Origin of the sequence: Spirillospora sp. CA-108201 (genome assembly GCF_050936235.1) — a bacterium.
Lineage (GTDB): Bacteria > Actinomycetota > Actinomycetes > Streptosporangiales > Streptosporangiaceae > Spirillospora.
The window spans coordinates 5,125,144-5,147,151 of sequence record NZ_JBNJNE010000001.1 but is presented as its reverse complement, the minus strand read 5'-3'; the positions used below and the strand labels follow the sequence as shown (position 1 = coordinate 5,147,151).

The following is a 22,008-nucleotide window of genomic DNA, read 5'->3' as shown; positions in this document are numbered from 1 at the left end:
GCTCAAGCCGTCCGTTCGCCGGTGAAGCGGGTTGTGGTGTGCTGGCGACACCCTCTTGCGGTGACCAGCCCCTGAAGACTAGAGGTGCCTGCCCGCGCGCACATGGCGTCCAGATCGCGGACGATCTCCGCCATCGCCTGGGGGCGGGCGAAGGTCGCGGTGCCGACCTGGACGGCGGACGCGCCGACACGTAGCTGGTCCAGGACGTCCTGGGCGGAGCCGATCCCGCCGCACCCGATGACCGGGACGGAGACCGCCCGGGCGACCAGCCACACCAGGCGCAGCACCAGCGGCTTGATCGCCGGGCCGGACACACCGCCCACCCCGTTGCCGAGGACGGGCGTCCCGGTGTCCGGATCCACCACCATTCCGGGAAAGGAGTTGGCGACCGTCAGGGCCTGTGCCCCCGCGTCCTGCGCCGCCTCGGCGACGGCGGCGACATCGGCTGCCATCGGCGTGAGCTTCACCCAGACCGGTACGCCGCCCACCCGCTGCCGGACGCCGTCGGTGACACGGTGCACGGCCTCGGGACTTGTCCCGATCTCGAGACCCCCGTGTTCGAGATTGGGACAGGAGACGTTGATCTCGATGGCCGCGCAGTCGACGCCGGCCAGTTCGTCGGCGATGCGCCAGTACTCCTCGACCCGCAGACCGCCGATGCTGACCACGACGGGACGTCCCGTCGCCCGGTAGCGCGGCAGCACGTCCGCGAGGAAGGCGGTGCTCCCCGGGCTGGGGATGCCGACACTGTTGATCATGCCGAGCGGGGTTTCGGTGAGCCGGTGGGCGGCGTTGCCGCCGCGCCTTTGGGTGAACACCGTCTTGGTGACCACGGCGCCGAGTTCGTCCATCGGCAGGAGAGAGGCCAGTTCCGGGCCGAAGCATCCGGATGCGGGCATCACGGGGCTGGGCAGGCGTAGTTCCCCCACGGTCACCGAGAGGTCGGCGTTGCGCCGGGAGGGCCCGCCGGCGAAGAACCGCTCGCGGGCGTCGCCTGCGCGCAAGCCGGAAGTCGCCCGCCGGAACGCGGTCATGATCGTGCCGCCGAATCCGGCGCCGGATTCGGTCGCGCCGCGCTCGACAGTGCTCGGGCCGTGCGCGCGGCGAGCCGCAGCATGGTGAGCTGGGCGGGCTCGTAGTCCTCCAGCCAGGCGTCCGTGGCGCGGTTGGCGTGGGCCACCAGCACCGCACCCGCGCGCAGCCCCATCGCCCGGCCCACCGCCAGGACGGTCTCGGTCTCCATGTCAATGCCGTCCACGCCCAGCGACCGCAACTCCTCGTAGCGGGTCGCGGCCTGTTCCTCGTAGCCGGGGAGGGAGCGTCCCTGACCGAGGTAATAGGAGTCGCACGAGGCAACGGTGATCTCGGTCAGGGCGATGCCCAGGGCCGCCGCCTCGTCGGCGAGGCTGCGTGTCACCTCCGGTTCGGCCGCGCGGCCGTCCTGCCCTACGGCGTACGGTACGGCCGCGCCGCCCCCGGGCACGGCACGGGTCACGGCGCACAGCGAGCCGGCCGCGATCCGCTCGGTCAGCGCTCCCATGCCACCGGTACGCAGCACCGTCGTCACGCCCAGTCTGGCCAGTTCGACCACCGCGATCTCGGTCGAGGGGCCGCCGATGCCGGTCGAGCACACCGCGATCGGCGTCCCTCCCAGGCTGCCCACACCGAGCCGGAACTCGCGGTTGTGTCCCACGATCTCGAAGTCGTCGAGCACCGTGGCGGCAAGGTCCACCCGGGCCGGATCGCCGGGCAACAAGCACGCCGCGGGCAAGGTGCCGGCGCGGGCAGGGACGTGCGGGGCAACACCGTCCCGCCAGGGATCCCGGGCGCTACGGGCCATCAGAGCCTCCAGAAGTGGAAAATGACCTTCCGAAGATGGAAGTCTCTACCACTGCCCAGCGTGACGTCAATGCCGTGACGGAGAGTGAGCTGCCCGTAACTGGAGACGCGGACCTCGAAAGATGTCCGGTAGATTCACTTAAGCCGGTCTTGACATGGTCCGAAATTGACTGCACTCTGTGACTTCCATTGATGGAGGGTGGCTTTCCGATATTGGGAAGTCGCTGCACACGGCGCCGACACGGCCGCGGGTCCTGCCCGAGTCACGGCCGCACTGTGCAGAGCCGGCACGACGCAGAGACCGAGGGAGGCTTCGTGCGACATCGTCAAGTGGCGTCGCAGGACGACGGCCGGCGGGTGGCCGCGGGGCGGCTCCGTCCCGGCGCGGAGGAGAACAGCGGGCCGATGACGGAGTTCCTCTCCATCCGGGACGTCGACAAGACCTACGTCGGCGCCCATCGCCAGCGGGTCGTGGCACTGTCCGACGTGCGTCTGGACGTCGCCGAGGGCGAGGTGGTCGCGCTCATCGGCCCCTCCGGGTGCGGAAAGTCGACGCTGCTGCGAATGATCGCCGGACTCGACGACGACTTCACCGGCGAACTCTCCTGGACCAGGCCGCCGCGTCCCGGCAAGGACATCGGGTTCGTGTTCCAGGAACCGGCGCTGCTGCCCTGGCGCTCGGTGGAACGCAACGTGTCCCTCGGCCTGGAGGCGCAGCGGGACAGGTCCGCTGAGGCGCGCACACGGGTGCGCGACCTGCTCGATCTGGTCGGGCTCACCGACTTCGCCGGGTCCTTCCCCAAAGAGCTCTCCGGCGGCATGCGCCAACGCGCCGCGATCGCCCGCGCGCTGGCCTACGATCCGCAGATCCTGCTCATGGACGAGCCCTTCGGAGCGCTGGACGCCATCACCCGTGACCGGCTGCACGACGACCTGCTGCGCATCTGGGAGACGACGCACAAGACGATCATCCTGGTCACGCACAGCGTGGAGGAGGCCACCTACCTCGCCGACAGGGTGGCGGTGATGTCCGCCAGGCCGGGACGGATCAAGGCCGTCCACCGGGTGCCGCTCGACCGGAACCGGAATCCGGAGACCCGGAGGCTGCCCGAGTTCGCCGAGTTCGCCGGCATGCTCCGCCAGGAGCTGGAATGACCGGCGGAACGGTGGCACCCGCTCGCGGGACGGGCGGAGGGCCCGGCGGCCTCCGCCGGCGCGGTGACCGGGACGGCGTGGAACGGAGGTCCGAGTGGCGCCGCGGCCTGGCGAAGACCGGCAAACGTGTCCTGACCGCCGTGCTGTACTCGGTCGTCATCATCGGCGCCTGGAGCCTGTACGTGCGATACGCGGACGTGCCGAGCTACCTGCTGCCCGCGCCGGACAAGGTCCTGTCGGCCACGAAGAACCTCGCGCGTGAAGGCCAGCTGTGGTCCAACCTCGGCTACACCACGCGCAACATCGTGCTCGGGTTCGTGGGCGGTTCGGTGATCGGTATCGCGCTCGGGTGGGCGCTGTGGTCGTCCAGGATCGTGCGCGAGGTCATCAACCCCTACGTCGTCCTGCTGCAGGCCGCGCCGAAAATCGCCGTGGCGCCGCTGCTGGTCCTGTGGTTCGGCCTCAGCCTGACCTCGCAGTTCGTACTGATCCTGCTGCTGGCGTTCTTCCCGATGATGACCGCCACGATGCTCGGCCTGCGCGACGTGCGGGACGACATGGCCTCCCTCGGCCGGCTGCTGAACCTGTCTCGCGCGCGGTACCTGCTGACGATCCAGATTCCCGCGGCGACGCCCGCGCTGCTGGCCGGCGCCAAGATCGCGGTCATCGACGCGATGACCGGTGCCTTCCTCGCCGAGTACCTGTCAGCGCAACGCGGTCTCGGCTACCTGATGATCCTCGGCAACACCTCCAACGACACCCCCCTGCTCATCGCCGCCGTGCTGATCACGGTGCTGGTCGGCCTGCTCGGCTTCGGCCTCGTGTCGCTGGTCGAACGGCGCCTGCTGCGCTGGGACCGCTGACTCCGGCGCGTTTTCACCTTCCTGAAGGAGAACCATGAAGAGATACCTGCGTCGCGTGCCCGGAATCGGCGCCGCCCTGCTGGTGGGCGTCGCACTGGCCGCCTGCAGCCCCGCCTCGTCCGGCGGGTCCAAGGGCGAGGAGACCGGTGCGGGCGGCACCAAGTCGGTGACCATCCAGATCGACGGCTCCGCCGTCCCCTACTACGCGCCCTTGTACGAGGCCAAAGAACAGGGCTACTTCTCCAAGGCCGGCCTGGACGTGAAGTTCACCTACGCCCAAGGCTCGGACATCGTCAAGAACGTCGCGGCCGGCAACGTCGACTTCGGCTTCCCCAACGGCGACTCGGTCATCACCGCCTACGCCAAGGGCGTCAAGACCCAGGTCGTCCACACCACCTACCAGCAGGGCATCGGCGCGCTGCTGACGAAGACCGACGCGAAGATCTCCTCACCCGCCGACCTCAAGGGCAGGACCGTCGCCGTCACCGACCTCGGCAGCCCGAACTACCTCCAGCTCCAGGCCATGCTCAAGAGCGCGGGCATGGGGCTCGGCGACGTGAAGGTCAAGACCATCGGTACCGGCGCCATCGTCGACGCGCTGAAGAACGGCCAGGTCGACGCGATCGTCTTCTCCCGGCTCCGCTACTACACGCTGAAGTCGGCTGGGGTGGACGTGCAGCAGATCCTCAGCGACCAGTACCTGCCGTCCTTCGGAAACGTGGTCATCAGCAGCCCCGAGAAGGTAAAGGACGACCCGAAGACCGTCAAGGCGTTCACCACGGCCCTCAACCAGGGCCTGGAGTATACGACGAAGAACCCGGCCGCCGCGGTCGACATGGCGGTGCAGAAGTACGCCCCGACCTTCAACGGCCAGCAGAAGGATGTCACCACCGTCATCCAGGACGTCTTCATCAAGAGCCTTTGGCAGTCGGCCACCACCCGGCAGCACGAGTTCGGCTACCCGGACGAGGCCCGCTGGCAGAAGGCGATCGACGCCCAGGTCGGATTCAAGCTCATCGACTCCTCCTTCAAGGCCGCTGACCTCGTGGTGAAGCCCGATGCGCTCGCCTAGTCCGGCCCACTCGGACGCGAAGGGACCGGCCGGAGCACCGATGCCGGCGGGTCCCGGCCCGGGTACCGCCGACCGGCTGAGGGCGGCCCGGCCGGTGCTCGTGGGCGCCCTGTCCTTGGCCGCCGGTGTCGTGCTGTGGTGGTTCGTGACGGTCGCGTTCGGCATCCCGGCCTACCGGCTCCCCACGCCGGGCGCGGTGGCGTCGCACGGCTGGGCGCTGGCCCAGGACGGCGCGCTCACCCTGCATCTCGAGCAGACGCTCGCTGAGGTCGTCCAAGGCGTACTGCTCGGCAGCGCACTCGGAGTCGTCCTGGCGATGCTGTTCGTGCGGGTCCCCCTGGCGGAACGCGTACTGATGCCGCTGATCGTGATCGCCCAGGTCACGCCCAAGATCTCGATTGCCCCGCTGATCGTGCTCTGGCTGGGCCTGGGCATCGGCTCCAAGATCGCTCTGATCACGCTGGTGTCGTTCTATCCGGTGCTGATCAACATGACGATGCGGCTGCGCAGCATCCCCACCGGGGTGGACGACCTGGCCCGGCTGCTGAAGATCGGCCCGGTGGCCCGGGCAGTCAAGATCGATCTGCCCTACAGCCTCCCGGCCATCGCCGTCGGTCTGCGGCTGGGCGTGCTGCAGGCCGTCACGGCGGCGGTCATCGGCGAGTTCATCGGCGCCGAGGCAGGACTTGGCTACCTGGAACGGCAGGCCCAGGACAACGATGACATCCGCCTCGTCATCGTCTCCCTCGGCCTGCTCTGTCTGCTGGCCTGGTTGCTCTACACCGTGGTCGGTCTGGTCGAGCGCAAACTGAGCAACCGCTTTGGCGCCACCTGACCTGCCCGAGAGGGGGGCGTTGCCAACGCGTCGCGTACCCGCGGTTCAGGGGCCCCGCTTCACCAGGTGACCGGTTGGCGCGCGAGCAGGGGCCGGACCTTGGTGCGCATCAGGTCGAGGAACTGATCGGGGCGGCGGAAGGTGGCGAAGTGGCTCGCGTCCTGGATGAGGGACTTGGCAGGGCCCATCGTGGTGGCGGCGGCCAGTTCCTTGCGCTTGCCGGCCTTGCCGGCCTTGCCGGCCTTGCCGAGCCGGTCCAGCGGTGCGCGGTAGGCGGTGCGGTCGCGCGCCTGGATGGCTGCCGCACTCGCCGCCCTGGGACCGACCGGCCTGACCGTTGGTGACGGCCGACTATGCCGTGTTCGCAGCCTTGACACCACCACCATCAAAGAACTGCGGGCCCACAGGGCTCGGCAGGACACCGAGCGCCTCGCTGCCGGCGACGCTTGGACCGAAACCGGATATGTCTTCACCACATCCACCGGGAAACCCGTCAACCCGGCTGAAGTCACCGAGCAGTTCGAGCAGCTGTCCATGGAGGCCGGACTGCCGCCGATCCGGCTGCACGACCTGCGCCATGGCGCCGCGACCTTCCTGCTCGCCGCCGGATACGACATGAAGGTCGTCCAGGAGACGCTGCGGCTGTCCTCGATCACCATCGCCGCCGACACCTACACCAGCCTGCTCCCGCAACTGGCCAGGCAATCGGCCGAAGACGCCGCCGCCATCATCCTGAACGCCGACCCGCCCGCTCCCAAGCGCCACCGCAGGACCGTCGTAACCCTGCCCGACCACGCAAAGCCCGGTACTGGATCCGGCAGGAAGCGATCCGGCGAACCCGTAAGGCTCACTCGGGCCGCCACATCGGCTGATCGAAGTTAAGGCCGGTCGCTAAAGGCTTGCGGTCATTTGAAGTAGCCCTTCAAGGCGGCGACGCAGGCTGACCGGCGGGTGCCGTCGTGCGGGAACCGGCGACGGCACTCGCCAGTGACCCGCGCCGGCGGCCGGTGCACCTTCCGTCGCGGCTTACGAGTGTGTTGCGGAGCGTGGGAGCGCCCGTGCACCGGCCTCCCTCGTTCGTGACGTTCAGTCAGGCGCGGCCTTGGGGCCTTGGCCTTCGGTGTCTGCTGGGCAGCTACCCCGAGGCGTGGTCTGGCGGCGGGCTTGTCTGCGGCGCGCTGTCCCCGATATTCGTGCCGCCGCGTGCCGATCCGGTTCGGAACCGCCGAGCCGACAACGAGCCGACATGGGCCGTTGGCGATCTTGTGGGTTGCTCGTCGGCAACCCGGCCTGACCAGCATGGATGGAGTTTTCGGCAAGCGCACTCCCAGAAAGCGACGTCTGAACAGCCGCAGCGGTTCAGCGGACGCCGAGCACCTCACACCTCCAGCACCTGCACTCCGGCATCCACGAGGGCCGCCCCCGTGTCCGGATCGACCGGAGCGTTCGTGATGACCACGTCCAGGTCGGTGGCATCGCAGACCTTCGCCATGCCGGTGCCCGGGAACTTGCCGACGTCGGCGACGAGGACCACCTGCCCGCTGGCCGCGATCATGGCTCGTTTGACCGGCACCTCGACCACCGTCGTGTCCATGACGGTTCCGGTCGGCCGTATCCCGCTGGTGCCGAGGACGAGCCGGTCCGCGTGGATCTGCCGCAGGTTGTCCTCCGTCAGGTAGCCCACCAGCGACCGGTAGTCACGGCGCAGCATGCCGCCGAGAACGACGAGTCGGACGTGCTGGTCGTCGGCCAGCGTCTCGACCACCGGGAGGCTACTGGTGACGACCGTCAGCGCCCGGCCCCGCAGGTGCCGCGCCACCATGTGCGCGGTCGTGCCGATGTCGAGCAGCACGGTCTCGCCGTCCTGGATCAGCTCGGCGCAGCGCAGCGCGACGGCGTCCTTCTCGGCGGGCCGGACCTCGGCGACGTCCGTGAAGGGGGCGTCATGGCCCTCGACCGGCATCGCACCGCCGCGCACCCGTTTGAGCAGGCCCTCCTCGTCGAGCTTTTGCAGATCGCGGCGTATGGTGGCGAGGCTCGCCGCCAAGCGCCCGGCCAGCGTCTCCACCGTCACCGGCCCTTCGGAGCGCAGGACGCGGAGGATCAGCTCATGACGTCGGTCCCGGAGCATGCGCCGACCGTACTCGCGCAAGACCGATCACCACCAGACATTCTCCATCACGCTCCTGCGCGTCGGCGCTCGTGGGCGCACGACCCGACACGCGCTCCCCACCTGCCCGCCGTCACGGCAAACCAACCGACGCCTCCGACAATTTCAAGCAAGAACGCTCACATATGTGAACGATCCTGACGACTCTTGCGTGCCTCGTCCCGCCCGGGGCACAATTCAGCGCACTGCCCGCCCGGGCGGAGGCCATGGGCTGGGACGTCTCGTTGCCATGGAGGGTGCGCGATGACCGGACTGAAGCGACGTACGGGAAAGGGTCTGGTCTCCCTCGTGACGGGCGCCGTGCTGGCGCTCGCCGTGGGCACGTCCGCCGCAAGCGCGGACGCGGGCGAGGACAGGACCGCGCGGGCCCGTGCCACATCGGCCGTCGACGCGATGATGGGGTTCTACGACCAGGCGAGCGGACGCTGGCAGCCCGAGAGCCCCTGGTGGCAGTCGGGCAACGCGCTCCAAGCGCTCCTCGACTACATGGTGCGGACCCGCTCGACCCGCTACCTGCCCCAGGTGAAGAACACCATCAAGCTTCAGCGCAAGCCGCTGCCCTGGTGGCCGCAGGGCGACGGCGAGTTCCGCGCGGACTCCACCGACGACACCGGCTGGTGGGCGCTGGCGATGGTCCGCATGTACGACCTCACCCGCGACACCAGGTACCTGAAGATCGCTGAGACCGACGAGGCGTACATGCGCCAGTACTGGGACGACACCTGCGGCGGCGGCATCTGGTGGGACCTGCCCGGGAAGACCTACAAGAACGCCATCAGCAACGAGCTCTACTTCGAACTGGCCGCCTCCCTGCACAACCGGATCCCGGGCGACACCGAGTACCTCGCCCGCGCGCGCCAGGCCTGGCGCTGGTTCGCCCGTAGCGGGATGATCAACGGATCCCACCTGGTCAACGACGGCCTGGCGACGCAGAGCGGAAACTGCGGCAACAACGGCGGCACTACCTGGACGTACAACCAGGGCGTGATCCTGGGCGGCCTGACGGAGCTGCACCGCGCCACCGGCGACCCGTCCCTGCTCGCCACCGCCCGGCGGATCGCCGACGCCGTGACCACCGACCCGGGCCTGTCACCGCGCGGAATCCTCACAGAACCCTGCGAGGCCGCCGTCACGTGCAACTCCGACCAGGCGGCGTTCAAGGGCATCTTCGCGCGGAACCTCGCCGAACTCGACCGCGCGCTCCCCGGCCACCCGTACCGGAACTACCTGACGACCCAGGCCCGCTCCGCCTTCACCTACGGCCGGAACAACGCCGACCAGTACGGCCTGCGCTGGACAGGCCCGTTCGACCAGGCCGACATCGCCCGCCAGGAGTCCGCCGTAAGCCTGCTCACCGCCGTCCTGTAACCACTGAGCGAACGGACTCGCCCGCCCACGACGACGCCGCCACATCCGCCACGCCATGTGAACACCGGCCGGCGGGAGATGTTCGCCGCGATCGTGGACGACCATCAGGCCGAGGGGCGGCGGATTCGGCAGGCGACGCTGAACCGGATCCGCTCGACACTGCGCAGCGCACTGGACACCGCGCTGCGGGACGGCCTCATCAGCGAGAACCCGGCGGCGCTGCTGGCGATGCCGGCGGCGCGGCGGCCGCGGGCGGTGGTGTGGACCGTCGCCCGAGTCGAGCACCGGGAACGGACCGGGGAGCGGCCGGCGGTGGCGGTGTGGACCGCCGAGCAGAACGCCGCGTTCCTGCACGCCATCCGCGGACCTTGGCGGATGTGTTTCGGGGGGAAGAGCAATGCCGCTGCCTTCACCACGGCGTGATCGCTTGGGGTGGTCGTACGTCTGGGCGTCCGGATTCGTCCTGCACTACTCCGGCTGCGGCCATACCGTGCTAGGGCAGGTCACCGCCCCGACTGGCTCTGGGCCCGCCCTTCCCGCGGCAGTAACCTGACCGCCTCCCGTACCTGTTCGGGTGATGCGCGAGCCGGCGTGGGCGCGCGGCCAGGCGCCCGCCACGGCGGACGCCGCGCTGCCCGGCCATGGCGTGGTGTACTCGCGCCACCACCTCTGCGGCGCGGGCCGACCCAACGCACGCCAGCGCATGATCCCAACCGCCGGACCATCCCCGGCGTGCGCGGGACCCCCGAGCCCCGCGGTCCCAGATGACGTCTGCCCTTGGGGCCGCTTGGAGGTGGAACGTAGACATGCTCACGGGGTGCTGGCTTTCTTGGTGTCAGACGAGGAGGTTTCGCAGTTGGGGTGGTTCGCGGCCGGGTCGAGCGTGGCGGGGCCTGCGCGGGTACGGATCGCAGCGGTCGTTGGTTGGCGCTGGGCGATCAGTGTGAGTGCTTCCGACACGACATGATCCAGTTCTCGTTCCGGTGGCGGCGAGGCCAGACCGGCAGGCGGTGACAAAGCAGTGAGGTTGCCGATGCCTCGATGTGCGGCGATGCACGGCGGCTTCGGTCCAGCGGCCTTCGAAACTCCCTGACCAGCCGAGCGCGACCGCCATGAGGCTGTAGAGACACGGCGCCGGCAGGAACGCTGCTCGCGAACCGCTCGCCGGTCAGTGGCGTCAGAGTGCTGTGGATCGAATGATGCGTCTTCGCCGCCGAGTGCAGTACGGGCTCGCGCGGCCGGTCGTACGCGGCGGTGGGACAGTGCTGGCCGGGGTCGGCATGGTCGCGCTGACGGCGGCCTATGCGGTCGCGTTGTGGCGAATGCCCGACTGGATGCATCAGCACGATCCAAAGGATCGCCACAACGCGCGGCTGCTCGTGGTGTCTGCCGGTGGCGCGGTGGTGGTCACGGTGTCGCTTCTCTACACCGCTCGTTCCTACCGGCTCAGCCATCGGGGGCAAGTCACCGACCGCTTCGCCAAGGCGGTGGAACGGCTCGGCTCTGCCAATATTGAAGCTCGCCTCGGCGGTCTTCACGCTCTTGGGCACGTCGCCAGCGATTCGCGCACCCACCACGACGACGTCGTCGAGGTGCTGGAATCGTTCATTCGTCACCGAGCCTCCGAAGCCCGCCTGGACCAGGGCGGTCCGAGTCTCGGCAGGCGTCCAGCGCTAACCGACCGGCCTGACTCCGACGTCCAGGCCGCTTTGACCGCGCTCGGCCGCCGCCCCCACCGCCCCGAACGCCGGCAGGTGGACCTCAGTGGCCTCCACCTCACCACCGCCCGCCTGGCCGGTCTGGCTCTTGGCAGCATGAACCTGCGGCGCACGGATCTGCGGGGTGCGACCTTGCACGATGCGGACCTGCGGGGCGCGAACTTGCGGGAGGCGTGTCTCAAGCACGCGAATCTCAAGCGCGCGGATCTCGAGGGCGCAGACCTGCGGGACACAGACCTGCAGATCGCCTACCTGCATTGCGCGGCCCTCCATCGCGCGGATCTGCGAGGCGCAGACCTCCAGGAAGCTGACCTGCGGGGCGCCGACCTGCGGGGCGCGGACCTCCGGGGCGCACATCTGCAGCGCGCGGCCCTCAAAGACGCAGACCTACGGGACGCGAACTTGCTGAACGTGGACCTAAAAGATGCGGACCTGGCGGGCGCGGATCTGCGGGGCGCCAACCTGCATGGCACAGACCTGGAATGCGCGGATCTGCGGGGCGCGGACCTGCGCGAGATCATCGGCCGATCCGAGCAGCAGCTTCGGTCTATGGCAACGACCGACAAGCGCACCAGGTTCGGAGCTGTCCAATAGCAGGCCGCGCACTGACCGTGAAGCCCACAGCCAGGATCGACACAACGGTGGTCAGGCCGCGTCACCGCGCCCCCGCCTAATGGGAGCTGCCGGGTCGTAGAGACTCGGTAGCCGTAGCCGCCAGCAGGTGAGCACTCCCGCCGCCGGAAGCCGTCCGACTTCTGAGGTCAGACCGTGCCCCTGCTGGTCGGCCGGGAGGCCAGACCGCTGATGGGGTGGCGTGCCCGCCCAGTGGGGTGTGAGCACTGGATCCATTAGGCCGCGTGCCGCGCTTTCCGCAGGCTGCAGGGAGCGAAGTACCTGACCAGGAGGACGAGTGCTGCTGATCGGCGATGACTGGGCCGAAGACCACCACGATGTCGAGGTCCAGGACGAGACCGGCCGGAAACTGGCCGCCGCGAGGTTGTCCGAGGGCGTGGAGGGGATCGCCAAGCTGCACGAGCTCGTCGCCGAGCACGGCGGTGGGGACCTTGATGCCGCCGAGGTCGTGGTCGGGATCGAGACCGACCGCGGCTCATGGGTGCAGGCCCTGATCGCCTCCGGTTACCAGGTCTATGCGATCAATCCCCGGCAGGTGGCCCGGTTCAAGGAGCGGTACGCCTCCTCCGGCGCCAAAAGCGACAAGGGCGACGCACACGCGCTGGCCGACATGGTCCGCATCGACCGGGCCCAACTGCGGCCGGTGGCCGGGGACAGCGCCCAGGCCCAGGCCGTCAAGGTCGTCGCCCGCGCCCACCAGACCCTGATCTGGGAACGCACCCGCGCCTTCCAGCGGCTGCGCAGCACGCTGCGGGAGTACTTCCCCGCTGCCCTGAACGCCTACGCCGACCTGGCCCTGACCAGCACGGACGCACCGGAACTGTTGATCAAGGCGCCCGCCCCGGCAGCCGGGGCGAAGCTGACCCGCACCCAGATCACGGCCGTCCTGGCCCGCGCCCGCCGACGCAACCGGGACGCCAAAGCGGCCACGATCCAGACCGCGCTGCGCCAACGGCAGCTCGGCCTGCCCGAGCCGGTCACCGCCGCTTACGCGGCCACCGCCACCGCCCACGCCCATCTGATCATCGCGCTGAACGAGCAGATAGCCGCAATGGAGGAGCAGGTGAAGGCCCATTTTCGAACGCACCCGGACGCTGAGATCTACCTCTCGATGCCCGGCATCGCGGAGATCACCGGCGCCCGGGTGCTCGCCGAGTTCGGAGACGACCCCACCCGCTACGCATCCGCCAAAGCCCGCAAGAACTACGCCGGCACCAGCCCCATCACCCGGGCCTCCGGCAAGAGCCACACCGTCCAGGCCCGCTACGTCCGCAACAACCGCCTCGCCGACGCGCTGCAGACCCAGGCGTTCTCAGCCCTGCGCGCCTCGCCCGGCGCCCGCCGCTACTACGACAAACAGCGCGCCCGCGAGACCGGCTACAACCCCGCCCTGCGCCAGCTCGGCAACCGCCTCGTCGGCATCCTCCACGGATGCCTCAAGACCCGCACCCTCTACGACGAAGCGACCGCCTGGTCGCACCACGCACACCTCCATGCCGCTTGACATCAAACGACATGGGGTGTCTGACCTATCCCGTTCTGCCCGGACCGGAACCCGGGCCGTCGCGCGGGCCACGCGCACCGCCTGGTGACCGCGCGCGGAACAGAACGGGTTCGATGATCCTTTCGTGGTTGCCCGGATGCACGTCGGCCAGTCCCCGCATGGTCAGGCCGGGCAGGTAGACGACCTGGCAGCCCTGGTCGCGGGCGACGGCGACGGCGACGGCGACGAGCAGCGCACCGATCGAGGCGGGCTGATAGACCACCACCAGCACCCGGCCGTGCCGGCCGAGCTGGGTGAACAGGGCACGCAGCCGCTGCTCGTCGTTGGGCAGGGGTTTGTCGTGCAGCTTGCCGGCGGGGTCCAGGGCGCAGGCGTGGCGTTCGCCCTTGCCGACGTCCAACCCCAAGAACATCGCGTACTCGACGCTCACGTTCACCTCGATCGAGGGTGTTCGGCCTGGTCACAAGCCCTGGCGACGGCTGCCGACATCCACGTTACGGCGAGACGATGACTTCGTCGCAGAAGGTTGCCTCGTCCCCATGAGCGGTCCACCGACGCCACCCGGGCCCGGTGACAACACCCCCCGGATCATGCATGCGACACGGGGCTTGAGTCATGCCGGGCCTGGTGACCTGGCTCCCCGCCATGGCGGGGACGTGAAAACGGGAACGGGGCTGAGCGAATGACCGAGCGGTAGGCCGAGTTGTCGGCAGACTGCGAGTTTCGAGGCAAACCACCGGTGCAGCCACAACCGCGCGATGTGCGGATGGGACAGATGAAAGTCCAGGTAGATGTCGGCGAGCTCGTGCAGCCCCTGCACCGTGCCGGGCACCAGCGCGGTCGCGTCCTCAAGCATCGCCTGCTCGACCACATGCGCACGCTGCATCACCTGCGCCCGAAGAACGGAGCCACTATCTGCGCAAGCAACTCATCGAGCCGATCAGCCCACCCGGCCGGGGGTCGACATCTTCTACAGTGGGCGGCACAGACACCGCCGATCGTATGGTTCCAACACACCCACATGATCACAGCGGTGCCCGCCTTACGTCCCGGCCTCGATCAGACCGAGATCTCCAAGTGCGGCTGGAGCAATAAGCAGGGCCTGATCAACCCCGTCTCTCAAGGTCGTAGATGGATGTTTATTGAATGGCGCAAGAGTAGTCAATCTGAGGCGCAGGAGTCTTGCGTGGAAGTCGCGCGAGCCGCCGACCGCATCGCCGTTCGTGACAGTAAGTCTCGAGAAGCGATTATTCTGATCACAAATCCTGTCTTTCGTAGATTGTTGTGCGCCATAAGAAATGATTGTTACAATCTATAAAGGGATCGCATTATCGAGCTTTACTGGATCAAGTGGTACACTATTTACAAGTGGGGCTAAGGGCATAATTGAGGGGACATGTATGACGCAACACGTCTGGCGGAAGAGTAGTTACTCCGAAGCGCAGGATTCCTGTGTGGAGGTCGCGCCAACCAAGGATGGCGTTGCCGTTCGTGACAGTAAGTCTCAAGCAGTGACTGTAGTGATTCCGGGCGTTTTGTTTCGCCGTTTGTTGAATGCCCTTAAGAGCGGCCATTTGGACGTCTAGTCCCAGGAGTGCTGCCTGGAATTCCATGCTTCAAGTCTCGCCCTTGCCTTGACCGATATCGGATGATCTTCACCTAGAATCCGATCGCAAACCGGAATCAGGTCTCGTAGTAGGGTGCAAGCCGACGAGATGTCTCCGCTCTCTGCTGTCCATCGAGCAAGGTTGCTAACCACGATCAAGGTATGGGGATGCTCGGCGCCAGATACGCGAATGCGCACAGGCAAGATCTCCGCAGTCAGTTCTCGAGCGGTTACCGCGTCTCCGGCATCCCCTGTCCAGCGAGCATGATTAAGTCTGCTTACCAAAGTCATGGGGTGCTCGGGTCCAAGCAGCCGGGTTCTTGACGACACGATATCTGCGAATTTATCTCGAGCACCGGCAGGATCGCCGGCCTTACCGGTATAGTAAGCGAAATTTGCCTGATGTATGCGCGTGTGAGTGTTCCCCTCCCCCATAGTTTCCTCCATAAGGGGAATGACGGCTCCATACTGATGACAAGCCAAATCCGCTTGTCCTGTTTCGCCGATCCAGTGGGCAAGATCCGCTCTCGCTATAAGCGATGCGGGTTCTGTTGAAGCCAGGGTAGATTGACAGTCCGTGGTCACTCGAGTAAGAACTTCGACCGCTCGGTCGGGTTTTCCATCCTGCCCAAGAAGGTCTGCATAGCAGGTTCTGGCGTGCAATGTCTCCACGTGCTTTGCTCCGAGAGCATCCTCCAGCGATCTCAGGTATCTTAGTTGAATGGAAATCGCGTCGCCGTAACTTCCGCTATGTTCGAGATACTTAACAAACCTGTATGTGATAGCCGGCAACGGTGCCGCGTTAAAATGTCTGATTACCTCCTCCAGGTGAGGCTTTAGGGTTAGCCAAATAGGCCAGTCATCGGACTTCTCGGTATCGAGGTCATCGACTGCAGTCGTTAGTAGGTCCAGAGCGATTTCCATGGATTCACGCGGGGTGAGACATGGACTTTCGAGAGTGGGCTGCCCGGGCTCGCTTGATGAATATGAAAAGTGGCGTATGGTCTCCGCAACGAGAGGGTGGATGGTTATCCCTCTGCTATCCACATCTCCCGTCGAACCGTGAGATGTTGCGCTGCTTCTATCCCAACTCGCCTCAAGTATAAGCCCCACAGATTGCAGGCCCTCCAGGCCCGAGATCACTCTTTGTATATCCTGACCAGGACATGCTTTAGCGAGGATCCGGTGGTTCAGCAGCCGGGCAGGTATAGGAATCGCCCCCGCGAACCAAGTCAGCACTTGAAGTAGCCCTCGGGCTTGGGGAAGGCCCTGCGAGCCGAGCTGTCTGAGTGACACCTCCCATGTGCCGGTTACAGACTCACGATCACTTGCGTTGCCCTCCAATAGGACGGGGAAATCGCTCTCCAGAGCACGTTTGTAATAGTTGAAGGTTTTCTCTGTTGCAAAAGGGGAGGAAATTTGTAGGCCCGCATGGTGCAGCGCCAAGGGCAATCCCCCCAGGCGCGCTGATAGTGATTCAGCATCGATGGCAGGCCCCGCATTCGGGGCGAGGTCCGTTAGAACTAGTGCGCCATCCCGGTCGGCAAGCCAACCTACATAGTGTTGCTCTACGCCACGGCCCCATGCTTGCGGGTCATTCTCCCGGCTGGTCACCAACACTAAGCCACGCTGTGACTGCCGCAGCCAGCCATTCCCATTCTGAACCGGGTTCCCCGCACATGACAACGCTGAAACATCGTCCGCGTTATCGACCACTAGCAGCCAACCTCTGTGGCGAAGGAGTTGTGGCCACAGCACATCCGAAGGGTCACGGCGGCCAGCTCTTGTAGCTTCCACCTCACCCACGCTGGCTCCGAGTTCGACGGCAAGATTGAGCAGCGATGACGTCAGTGATCCGCTGTCTACCGCCGTCACCCACCATACGATCCTTCTTGTGGCCATTGCAGCTTCCGCCACTGCCAAGGCGACCGTTGACTTGCCCGTCCCCCCCATACCTGTCAGGACGTGCACACGCCCGTCAGGTGTATCCACCAGCTGCTTCAAGTCATTTATCAGGCTCTCGCGACCTCGGACTTGCTTTGGTAGACGCCCCAAAGGTGGAAACAGTATCCCTTGACCTGTATCTCTGTTGCGTTCTTCATGCTCGGTGGACGGTTCGGATTGATTGTAATTAATAATCAGGTCACGGCCAACGGAGGTCCTGTCGACCTGCTGGTAAGTGGATTGCGTGCGCTTTTTGCTTTGGAATGGTCGCCAGCGCATCAGTCTTGTGCTTTTTGTTCTTGGGTTAGGTTGGTACCAACTTGAGAATCGGTTACTTTTTGCTGCCCAGTGCCATGCATGGTTTGACGGAGGGCCCTACCAGCCGTCGCGCCCGTCACGGACTGCTCAGCTCTCTGGCCCGATTGTGTTGTCACTGGAAGCCACCACTGGACGGCTATACCGAGTATGAGAAGTGCGACTCCTGTGACCCACCAGTGCAATGCCTTGTGGTCGGTGAAAAAACCCGTTGCGATATTAATCGACGCGGCAACGATGATTGTTCCAATCGCCCCTACGATTCGTTGAGTTGTTGGGCTCACAGCCGGGCCCCCTCGGGGATCGATGGATCGTTCGAGGTAACGCTAGACCTCTATGTAGTATCCCTTGGTAGGAGACGTTTGTTACGGATGGTCCTTAATACTCCAGCCGCATTTAGTGATCGATGAGGCGTCGTTGTCGTTGGTAGTGGCAGCGGCGGGCGCGGGCTTGGTGGCGGCGTCGCCAGCGTGACCAGTGGATTCGGCGTCGGGGTGGGTGCCGGGGCTGATGGAGTTGGGCGTGCAGGCGGCGGATCTCGTTGACGGTGAGCGGGGCCAGCTCGTCGGGTTCGTCTGTGTCTGAGTCGTTGCGACGTGGTCGTCCCTGTTGGTCGGGCCCCCTGTGTGACGAGGTCGTCGGCCTCGCCATCGCCGTCAGTGCCTGAGTCTGAAGGTGGGCCGGCGGCCAGGAAGGCCAGGTGGGCGTGGGCGACCATGGCCAAGGTGACGTGCCGGTACCAGGCGGTGTGCTTGCGGACCTGGTAGTGGTCCAGGCCGACCTCGTTCTTGGACGCTTGGAAGCATTCCTCCACGCTCCAGCGGGACCCGGCCACCCGCACCAGTTCGGGCAATCCGGTCGGTTGCGTCCATGGACGTGGTGTACGAGTTTGACCAGGTCAAGTGGCATGGCGTCGTGACTGAGACGGCCACCGCGTGAATCCTTGAATTGACCAAGATCAGAAGGAGAGGAACGCGATGGCCGCCGACAACAGTGTGGACCCTGCGAACTGGTTGGCCGAGCAGATCGGGGCATGTAAGTCCGAAACTGCTGTTTCGGAGCGGCCTGCTCAGTGTCTGCCTGTGTCGATCCGTCCGCATCGAGCCCGATTCTCGTGCCGCACTGTGCCGCTGCGTGCCGATCTGGTTCGGAACCGCCGAGCCGACAACGAGCCGACATGGGGCGTTGACGATCTGGCGGATCCCTTGCCAGCGGCTTGGCCCGATCTGCACGGGTAGAGTTTTCGGCAGGTGCAACGTTCGCCTGTACCCGCCGGTCCGCGTCGTCCAGCCGCCGCACGAACGTGCCGGTGACCAGCAATCACGTCGCCGGATGGGCGTCCAGGAACGCTGTGAAACGGGCGGCCGGGACCACCAGCCCGCGGACCGCAGTGAGCGCCGTCACGGTCGCCGTCCGCATGTAGACCGCCGCACCCGGCTGGTACCGCACACAGCCGGCTTCCACCGGGGTCCAGGACCGCGCCTGGGAGCAGGCCGCCGGATAAGAGACCCGCCACGGGCACCTCACCGACGGCCCACCAGCGCTCTGTGGTCGAACCTGGGCGACGCCGTCGAACACACCCTCGCCGAACACCGCGGCCACCTGCAGCACCTGACCACCGCGCCGAGCGTGCCACCGGATCCTTCACCACCACCACCGAAAGCGGCGGCGCAGCCCCAGACCCCCGCCGACCGCGACGACCGGGTCGCACGTCGCACCCGCCACCGGCACACCGCCCCCCCGCTGCCTTCACCGATCAGCCAACCAGACCAGACCGCCCACCTGAACGTCTAAAGAAGGCAACGTCTGGTCGGAATCCTCAACGAGTACGAGCATTCTGCTTGACCTGCGCGGACGTAGTTTTCGGCATGCGCACCGTTAAGGAGCCGGGTGGGCCGGTTCGGGGTGGCCGGTCATCCGGTGCAGCAGCCGGAAAGCGCGCTCGTTCACCGCGGGGCGGAACGAAGACCCCGGTGAGTATGACCGCGAGCGCGACCGTCAGCTCGGCGGTGTACAGCACGACCGCTAGCGTGGGGAGCCACTACGGTGCCGGGGAGCGCGCATGGCCCTGAAGCCGCTTCCCTGCGTCTTACGGGGAGGTCAGGGTGGCCATTACGCGGTCCGGTTCCCAATGGGCGCGGAACGAGGTGATCAGGCCGTCGTCATCGACGGTGTAGACGGTCAGGCAGTCGATCGTCGTGGTGGTCCCTCCGTCCAACGTCGCGGTGATGGTGACGACGTTGGCGCAGGCGGGGCCGTTGGCGAACGAGTCGCTCACCCGGAAGTGGAACTTGCGCACCCGGGCGATGTTCTCGTTCCAGAACCGCTCGATCCCGTCCGGCCCTCGGTGCCCCTTGCCCTCGGGATCGAGCATCGAGGGGCCGACGGGGTCCTCGATGACGGCGTCCGGGCCGAACAGCGCGAGCCACTCCTGCTTGCGCCCGCCCGCGGCCGCGGCCATCGCCGCGCGCACCGCCCGGCGTGCGGGGTGGTCGCCGTCCGGCGCGTCCCAAGTGACTGTGCCCATGGCTGAAACTGTAACGTGTTCTCATTCCTGGTCAACGGTCTCCACCAGCCCTTCAGGCAGGTACGTGGCCGCGCCGAGTCCTCCCCTGAGCGTTCCTAGCGGGAGTCCACGGTTTCCGAACCATCTGGCCGCCATTTGTAGCACCGTTCCCCCACGCCGCCCTCCCCGCCCACAGCGCCAGCAATGCCGCGGCGGCGCAGTCAGCGGGGACGTTCGGAAAGGACCGGGCGGCTTAGTGCTCCAGGAGGTCCGCGGCCCGGCGGGGCCGCCGGGATGCTCGATCGGCTTGGGCTCGATCCCTTTGGCGGCAAGATCGGCGTGTGTTGCGTCCAGCGACTCGACCTGGATAACCAATGGTGCTTGCCGGCGCTTACGCAAGGGGCTAGGTGATCGGCACGGAAATGCGGTGATCCGGCTGGCCGGACGTTCCTGGCGAGGGTCCAGCAGGGTCGGCGGTGGCGCGGACCTCGTGCGCCAGCGCCAGCGCGGATGCCCTTGCTGGTCTATTTCAGGCCGCTGTGGGCGAAGCCGCCCATCGAGACCACATCAGCAGCGTCAGCCTGCGGCCGTTCCTGACGCCACTCGGTAGCGCAGGTGCGTGACCCCGGGTGCGTCGAGCACACGCGTCAGCTCGACCTCGATGCGGTCTGCGCCGAACAGCCGCCGCCCTGCGCCGAGCACGACCGGGATCAGGTGGATCACGCTCGTGCTCGCGCACTCGGAGAAGGAACAAGTCGCCCCGACGTGGAAGCGCACCTTCGGGGTCCACCCGATGACCGCGTTCATCGACCACGGCCCGGGCGGGGCCGGGGAGGCTGCCGCACTGGTGCTGCGACCGGGCAACGCCGGGCCGGGCACCGCCGCCGATCACGTCACGCAGGCCGCCTGGCCCTCAACCAGATCCCCGGCGTCCTGGTCGCACTGGCCTCGGAACTGACCGCCTGGGCCCAGATGCTCGCGCTGGACGGGCCGGCCCGCACCTGGGAACCCCAAATGCCTGCGGCTGCGGATCTTCTCCGCCGCCGGTGGCCTGGTCCGCGGCGGACGACGGCTCCAGCTCCGCCTGAGCCACCGCTGGCCCTGGACCGGCCCGATCACCACCGCGATCACCCGGCTGCAGATGCTGCCCGCACCCTGACCAGGGACCAACCGTCCCAACGACCCCAGGAGGAGACCACCAGGGCCCATGGGACCCCGCCCACCCGACGCGACAGTCGGTCCCAACGGCTGACCCGCCACTGAAAACGGAGGGTCGGTTGGGCCGCTCCGCGACCCAACCGACCTCACGAAAGATCGAGGTGAACTCGCTGGTTGGGCGTAGGGGGTGATTAGAGAGGGCAGCCGTCCGGGTTGTATCCGAAGGCTTGATCGGGCGATGCTGGGTCGGACCCCGCAGCGATACTCCACCGTGGAGAAGCCATGGACGTGGTCAGCTTCGCCGAGGTCCCCGCGGAAGAGCGATTGGCCTTCTGGCGCGAGATGAGCTCGAAGATGTGGATGCCGCTGGATGTGCGCTGCGAACCGCATGCGGAAAGCGCGTTTGAAGCTCAGGTGGCGCTCAGCGGGCTCGGCCTCGTTCAGGCATCCTTGCTGACCGCGCCGTCGCTGACGATCCGGCGCACGCCCCGGCTGATCCGCCGGTCCGACCCGGAAACCCTTTTCGTGACCTGCACCGTTCGCGGTCACGCCATCGGGGAGCAAGCCGGTCGGCAGGCGGATCTGGGTGTCGGGGATCTGATGCTGCGCGACAGCTCGCGTCCCTACCTGACCAGGTTCGGGTCGAGCGATCCCGCAGGGGGACAATTGCTGTCGTTGCAGTTCCCGCGCTCGATGCTGCCGTTGCCCGAGCGGGGCGTGCGGGGGCTCAGCGCGGTCCGCATCCGGGGCGACCGAGGCATCGGTGCGTTGGCCTCGCAGTTCCTGCTGCAACTGACCCGGCGCCTGGAGGAGTTCAGCCCGACCGAGGCGGCGCGGGTATCCACCCTGACCCTTGATGTGCTGACCGCCGCGTTGGCCGGCGCGCTGGACGCCCACGAGGCAGTGCCGGCCCACACCAGGCGGCGTGCTCTGATGGCACAGATCCACGCCTTCATCCAGGCCAACCTGGGCGATGCGCACCTGACCCCGGGCGTGATCGCCGCCGCGCACCACATCTCCCTGCGCTACTTGCACCAGTTGTTCCACGAGGAGGGCCACACCGTCGCCGGCTGGATCCGCGGGCGTCGCCTGGAGCGGTGCCGCCGCGACCTGGCCGACCCCCGGCTGGCCGACCGCCCGATCAAGGCGATCGCGGCCCGGTGGGGATTCACCAGCCCCGCGCATTTCAGCCAGGCGTTCTGCAGCGCCTACGGCCTGTCACCGCGCCAGTTCCGCCAGCAGTGCGCGACGGTGCGCTCTGACTAAAGACCTGTGCACTCACGCGTAACGACAAGATCGCCTTCGGTCTGCATCCTTTGGTG

21 protein-coding genes and 3 pseudogenes are annotated in these 22,008 nt (G+C 67.0%); 13 read left to right on the top strand and 11 right to left on the bottom strand.

Features of this window, described 5'->3' with window-relative positions; genetic code table 11:
* Positions 1–2: 2 nt before the first annotated feature.
* Together ACQEU6_RS24700 and ACQEU6_RS24695 are read right to left on the bottom strand one after the other, a co-directional pair.
* Positions 3–1,004, bottom strand: a complete 1,002-nt coding sequence (locus tag ACQEU6_RS24700; protein ID WP_499335356.1) for a dihydroorotate dehydrogenase — start codon at positions 1,002–1,004, stop codon at positions 3–5.
* A 26-nt stretch (positions 1,005–1,030) separates the two neighbouring features.
* Positions 1,031–1,840 carry a nucleoside phosphorylase gene (locus tag ACQEU6_RS24695; protein WP_499335354.1) on the bottom strand — a complete coding sequence of 270 codons (810 nt, stop codon included), beginning with the start codon at positions 1,838–1,840 and terminating at the stop codon, positions 1,031–1,033.
* 314 nt (positions 1,841–2,154) lie between these two features.
* On the opposite strand from ACQEU6_RS24695, the gene ACQEU6_RS24690 reads away from it, so the two are divergent.
* Genes ACQEU6_RS24690 through ACQEU6_RS24675 form a run of 4 tightly spaced genes read left to right on the top strand, consistent with a single transcriptional unit; the run spans position 2,155 to position 5,764 of the window.
* The gene (locus ACQEU6_RS24690; RefSeq protein ID WP_499335352.1) at positions 2,155–2,994 is read left to right on the top strand and encodes an ABC transporter ATP-binding protein; all 840 of its coding nucleotides are present in this window, start codon (positions 2,155–2,157) and stop codon (positions 2,992–2,994) included.
* Positions 2,991–3,857, top strand: a complete 867-nt coding sequence (locus tag ACQEU6_RS24685) for an ABC transporter permease (RefSeq protein ID WP_499335351.1) — start codon at positions 2,991–2,993, stop codon at positions 3,855–3,857. The genes ACQEU6_RS24690 and ACQEU6_RS24685 overlap by 4 nt, the downstream gene beginning before the upstream one ends.
* Positions 3,858–3,891: 34 nt before the next feature.
* The gene (locus ACQEU6_RS24680) at positions 3,892–4,929 is read left to right on the top strand and encodes an ABC transporter substrate-binding protein (protein WP_499335349.1); all 1,038 of its coding nucleotides are present in this window, start codon (positions 3,892–3,894) and stop codon (positions 4,927–4,929) included.
* Between the two features lie 40 nt (positions 4,930–4,969).
* Positions 4,970–5,764 carry an ABC transporter permease gene (locus tag ACQEU6_RS24675; protein ID WP_499335348.1) on the top strand — a complete coding sequence of 265 codons (795 nt, stop codon included), beginning with the start codon at positions 4,970–4,972 and terminating at the stop codon, positions 5,762–5,764.
* A gap of 59 nt (positions 5,765–5,823) precedes the next feature.
* On the opposite strand, the gene ACQEU6_RS24670 is transcribed toward ACQEU6_RS24675, so the two are convergent.
* Positions 5,824–5,952: a hypothetical protein gene (locus ACQEU6_RS24670; protein ID WP_499335347.1), complete on the bottom strand. Its 129-nt coding sequence runs from the start codon at positions 5,950–5,952 to the stop codon at positions 5,824–5,826.
* A 106-nt stretch (positions 5,953–6,058) separates the two neighbouring features.
* On the opposite strand from ACQEU6_RS24670, the gene ACQEU6_RS24665 reads away from it, so the two are divergent.
* Positions 6,059–6,646: a tyrosine-type recombinase/integrase gene (locus ACQEU6_RS24665; RefSeq protein ID WP_499335345.1), complete on the top strand. Its 588-nt coding sequence runs from the start codon at positions 6,059–6,061 to the stop codon at positions 6,644–6,646.
* A gap of 496 nt (positions 6,647–7,142) precedes the next feature.
* On the opposite strand, the gene ACQEU6_RS24660 is transcribed toward ACQEU6_RS24665, so the two are convergent.
* Positions 7,143–7,895 (bottom strand): DeoR/GlpR family DNA-binding transcription regulator, encoded by a 753-nt coding sequence (locus ACQEU6_RS24660; protein ID WP_499335343.1) that lies wholly within the window; start codon positions 7,893–7,895, stop codon positions 7,143–7,145.
* 282 nt (positions 7,896–8,177) lie between these two features.
* Between ACQEU6_RS24660 and ACQEU6_RS24655 the strand changes: the two genes are divergently transcribed.
* From ACQEU6_RS24655 to ACQEU6_RS24640, 4 genes are all read left to right on the top strand, one after another.
* Positions 8,178–9,302, top strand: coding sequence for a glycoside hydrolase family 76 protein (locus tag ACQEU6_RS24655; RefSeq protein WP_499335342.1), 1,125 nt, complete (start codon positions 8,178–8,180; stop codon positions 9,300–9,302).
* Between the two features lie 57 nt (positions 9,303–9,359).
* Positions 9,360–9,725, top strand: coding sequence for a hypothetical protein (locus tag ACQEU6_RS24650; protein ID WP_499335340.1), 366 nt, complete (start codon positions 9,360–9,362; stop codon positions 9,723–9,725).
* An 839-nt stretch (positions 9,726–10,564) separates the two neighbouring features.
* Entirely contained in the window at positions 10,565–11,614 is a 1,050-nt protein-coding gene (locus ACQEU6_RS24645; protein ID WP_499335339.1) for a pentapeptide repeat-containing protein, read from the top strand.
* Between the two features lie 316 nt (positions 11,615–11,930).
* Positions 11,931–13,157 carry an IS110 family RNA-guided transposase gene (locus ACQEU6_RS24640; RefSeq protein ID WP_499335337.1) on the top strand — a complete coding sequence of 409 codons (1,227 nt, stop codon included), beginning with the start codon at positions 11,931–11,933 and terminating at the stop codon, positions 13,155–13,157.
* A gap of 130 nt (positions 13,158–13,287) precedes the next feature.
* On the opposite strand, the pseudogene ACQEU6_RS24635 reads toward ACQEU6_RS24640, so the two are convergent.
* Together ACQEU6_RS24635 and ACQEU6_RS24630 are read right to left on the bottom strand one after the other, a co-directional pair.
* Positions 13,288–13,569 (bottom strand): annotated as a pseudogene (locus ACQEU6_RS24635) (IS110 family transposase); the annotation flags it as partial.
* Between the two features lie 201 nt (positions 13,570–13,770).
* Entirely contained in the window at positions 13,771–14,028 is a 258-nt protein-coding gene (locus ACQEU6_RS24630) for a hypothetical protein (protein ID WP_499340601.1), read from the bottom strand.
* On the opposite strand from ACQEU6_RS24630, the gene ACQEU6_RS24625 reads away from it, so the two are divergent.
* A complete protein-coding gene (locus ACQEU6_RS24625; RefSeq protein WP_499335335.1) occupies positions 13,924–14,475 on the top strand; it encodes a DUF397 domain-containing protein in 552 nt (183 codons plus the stop codon). The genes ACQEU6_RS24630 and ACQEU6_RS24625 overlap by 105 nt on opposite strands.
* On the top strand, positions 14,456–14,743 hold the full coding sequence (locus ACQEU6_RS24620) for a DUF397 domain-containing protein (protein WP_499335334.1): 288 nt from the start codon (positions 14,456–14,458) through the stop codon (positions 14,741–14,743). Before ACQEU6_RS24625 ends, ACQEU6_RS24620 begins: the two co-directional genes overlap by 20 nt.
* Here ACQEU6_RS24620 and ACQEU6_RS24615 read toward each other — a convergent pair.
* The 5 genes and pseudogenes from ACQEU6_RS24615 to ACQEU6_RS24595 all read right to left on the bottom strand — a co-directional run bounded on the left by ACQEU6_RS24615 (position 14,740) and on the right by ACQEU6_RS24595 (position 20,335).
* Positions 14,740–15,054, bottom strand: a complete 315-nt coding sequence (locus ACQEU6_RS24615; protein WP_499340334.1) for a tetratricopeptide repeat protein — start codon at positions 15,052–15,054, stop codon at positions 14,740–14,742. The genes ACQEU6_RS24620 and ACQEU6_RS24615 overlap by 4 nt on opposite strands.
* 2,364 nt (positions 15,055–17,418) lie before the next feature.
* Positions 17,419–17,881 (bottom strand): annotated as a pseudogene (locus tag ACQEU6_RS24610) (IS701 family transposase); the annotation flags it as partial.
* 461 nt (positions 17,882–18,342) lie between these two features.
* A complete protein-coding gene (locus tag ACQEU6_RS24605) occupies positions 18,343–18,471 on the bottom strand; it encodes a hypothetical protein (RefSeq protein WP_499335332.1) in 129 nt (42 codons plus the stop codon).
* 640 nt (positions 18,472–19,111) lie between these two features.
* Complete coding sequence (locus ACQEU6_RS24600) at positions 19,112–19,549, bottom strand: nuclear transport factor 2 family protein (protein ID WP_499335330.1); 438 nt, start codon at positions 19,547–19,549, stop codon at positions 19,112–19,114.
* A 555-nt stretch (positions 19,550–20,104) separates the two neighbouring features.
* The gene (locus ACQEU6_RS24595) at positions 20,105–20,335 is read right to left on the bottom strand and encodes a hypothetical protein (protein WP_499340599.1); all 231 of its coding nucleotides are present in this window, start codon (positions 20,333–20,335) and stop codon (positions 20,105–20,107) included.
* On the opposite strand from ACQEU6_RS24595, the pseudogene ACQEU6_RS24590 reads away from it, so the two are divergent.
* Positions 20,250–20,459 (top strand): annotated as a pseudogene (locus ACQEU6_RS24590) (IS1380 family transposase); the annotation flags it as partial. The gene ACQEU6_RS24595 and the pseudogene ACQEU6_RS24590 overlap by 86 nt on opposite strands.
* Positions 20,460–20,968: 509 nt before the next feature.
* Positions 20,969–21,952: a helix-turn-helix domain-containing protein gene (locus tag ACQEU6_RS24585; RefSeq protein ID WP_499335329.1), complete on the top strand. Its 984-nt coding sequence runs from the start codon at positions 20,969–20,971 to the stop codon at positions 21,950–21,952.
* Positions 21,953–22,008 lie beyond the last annotated feature (56 nt).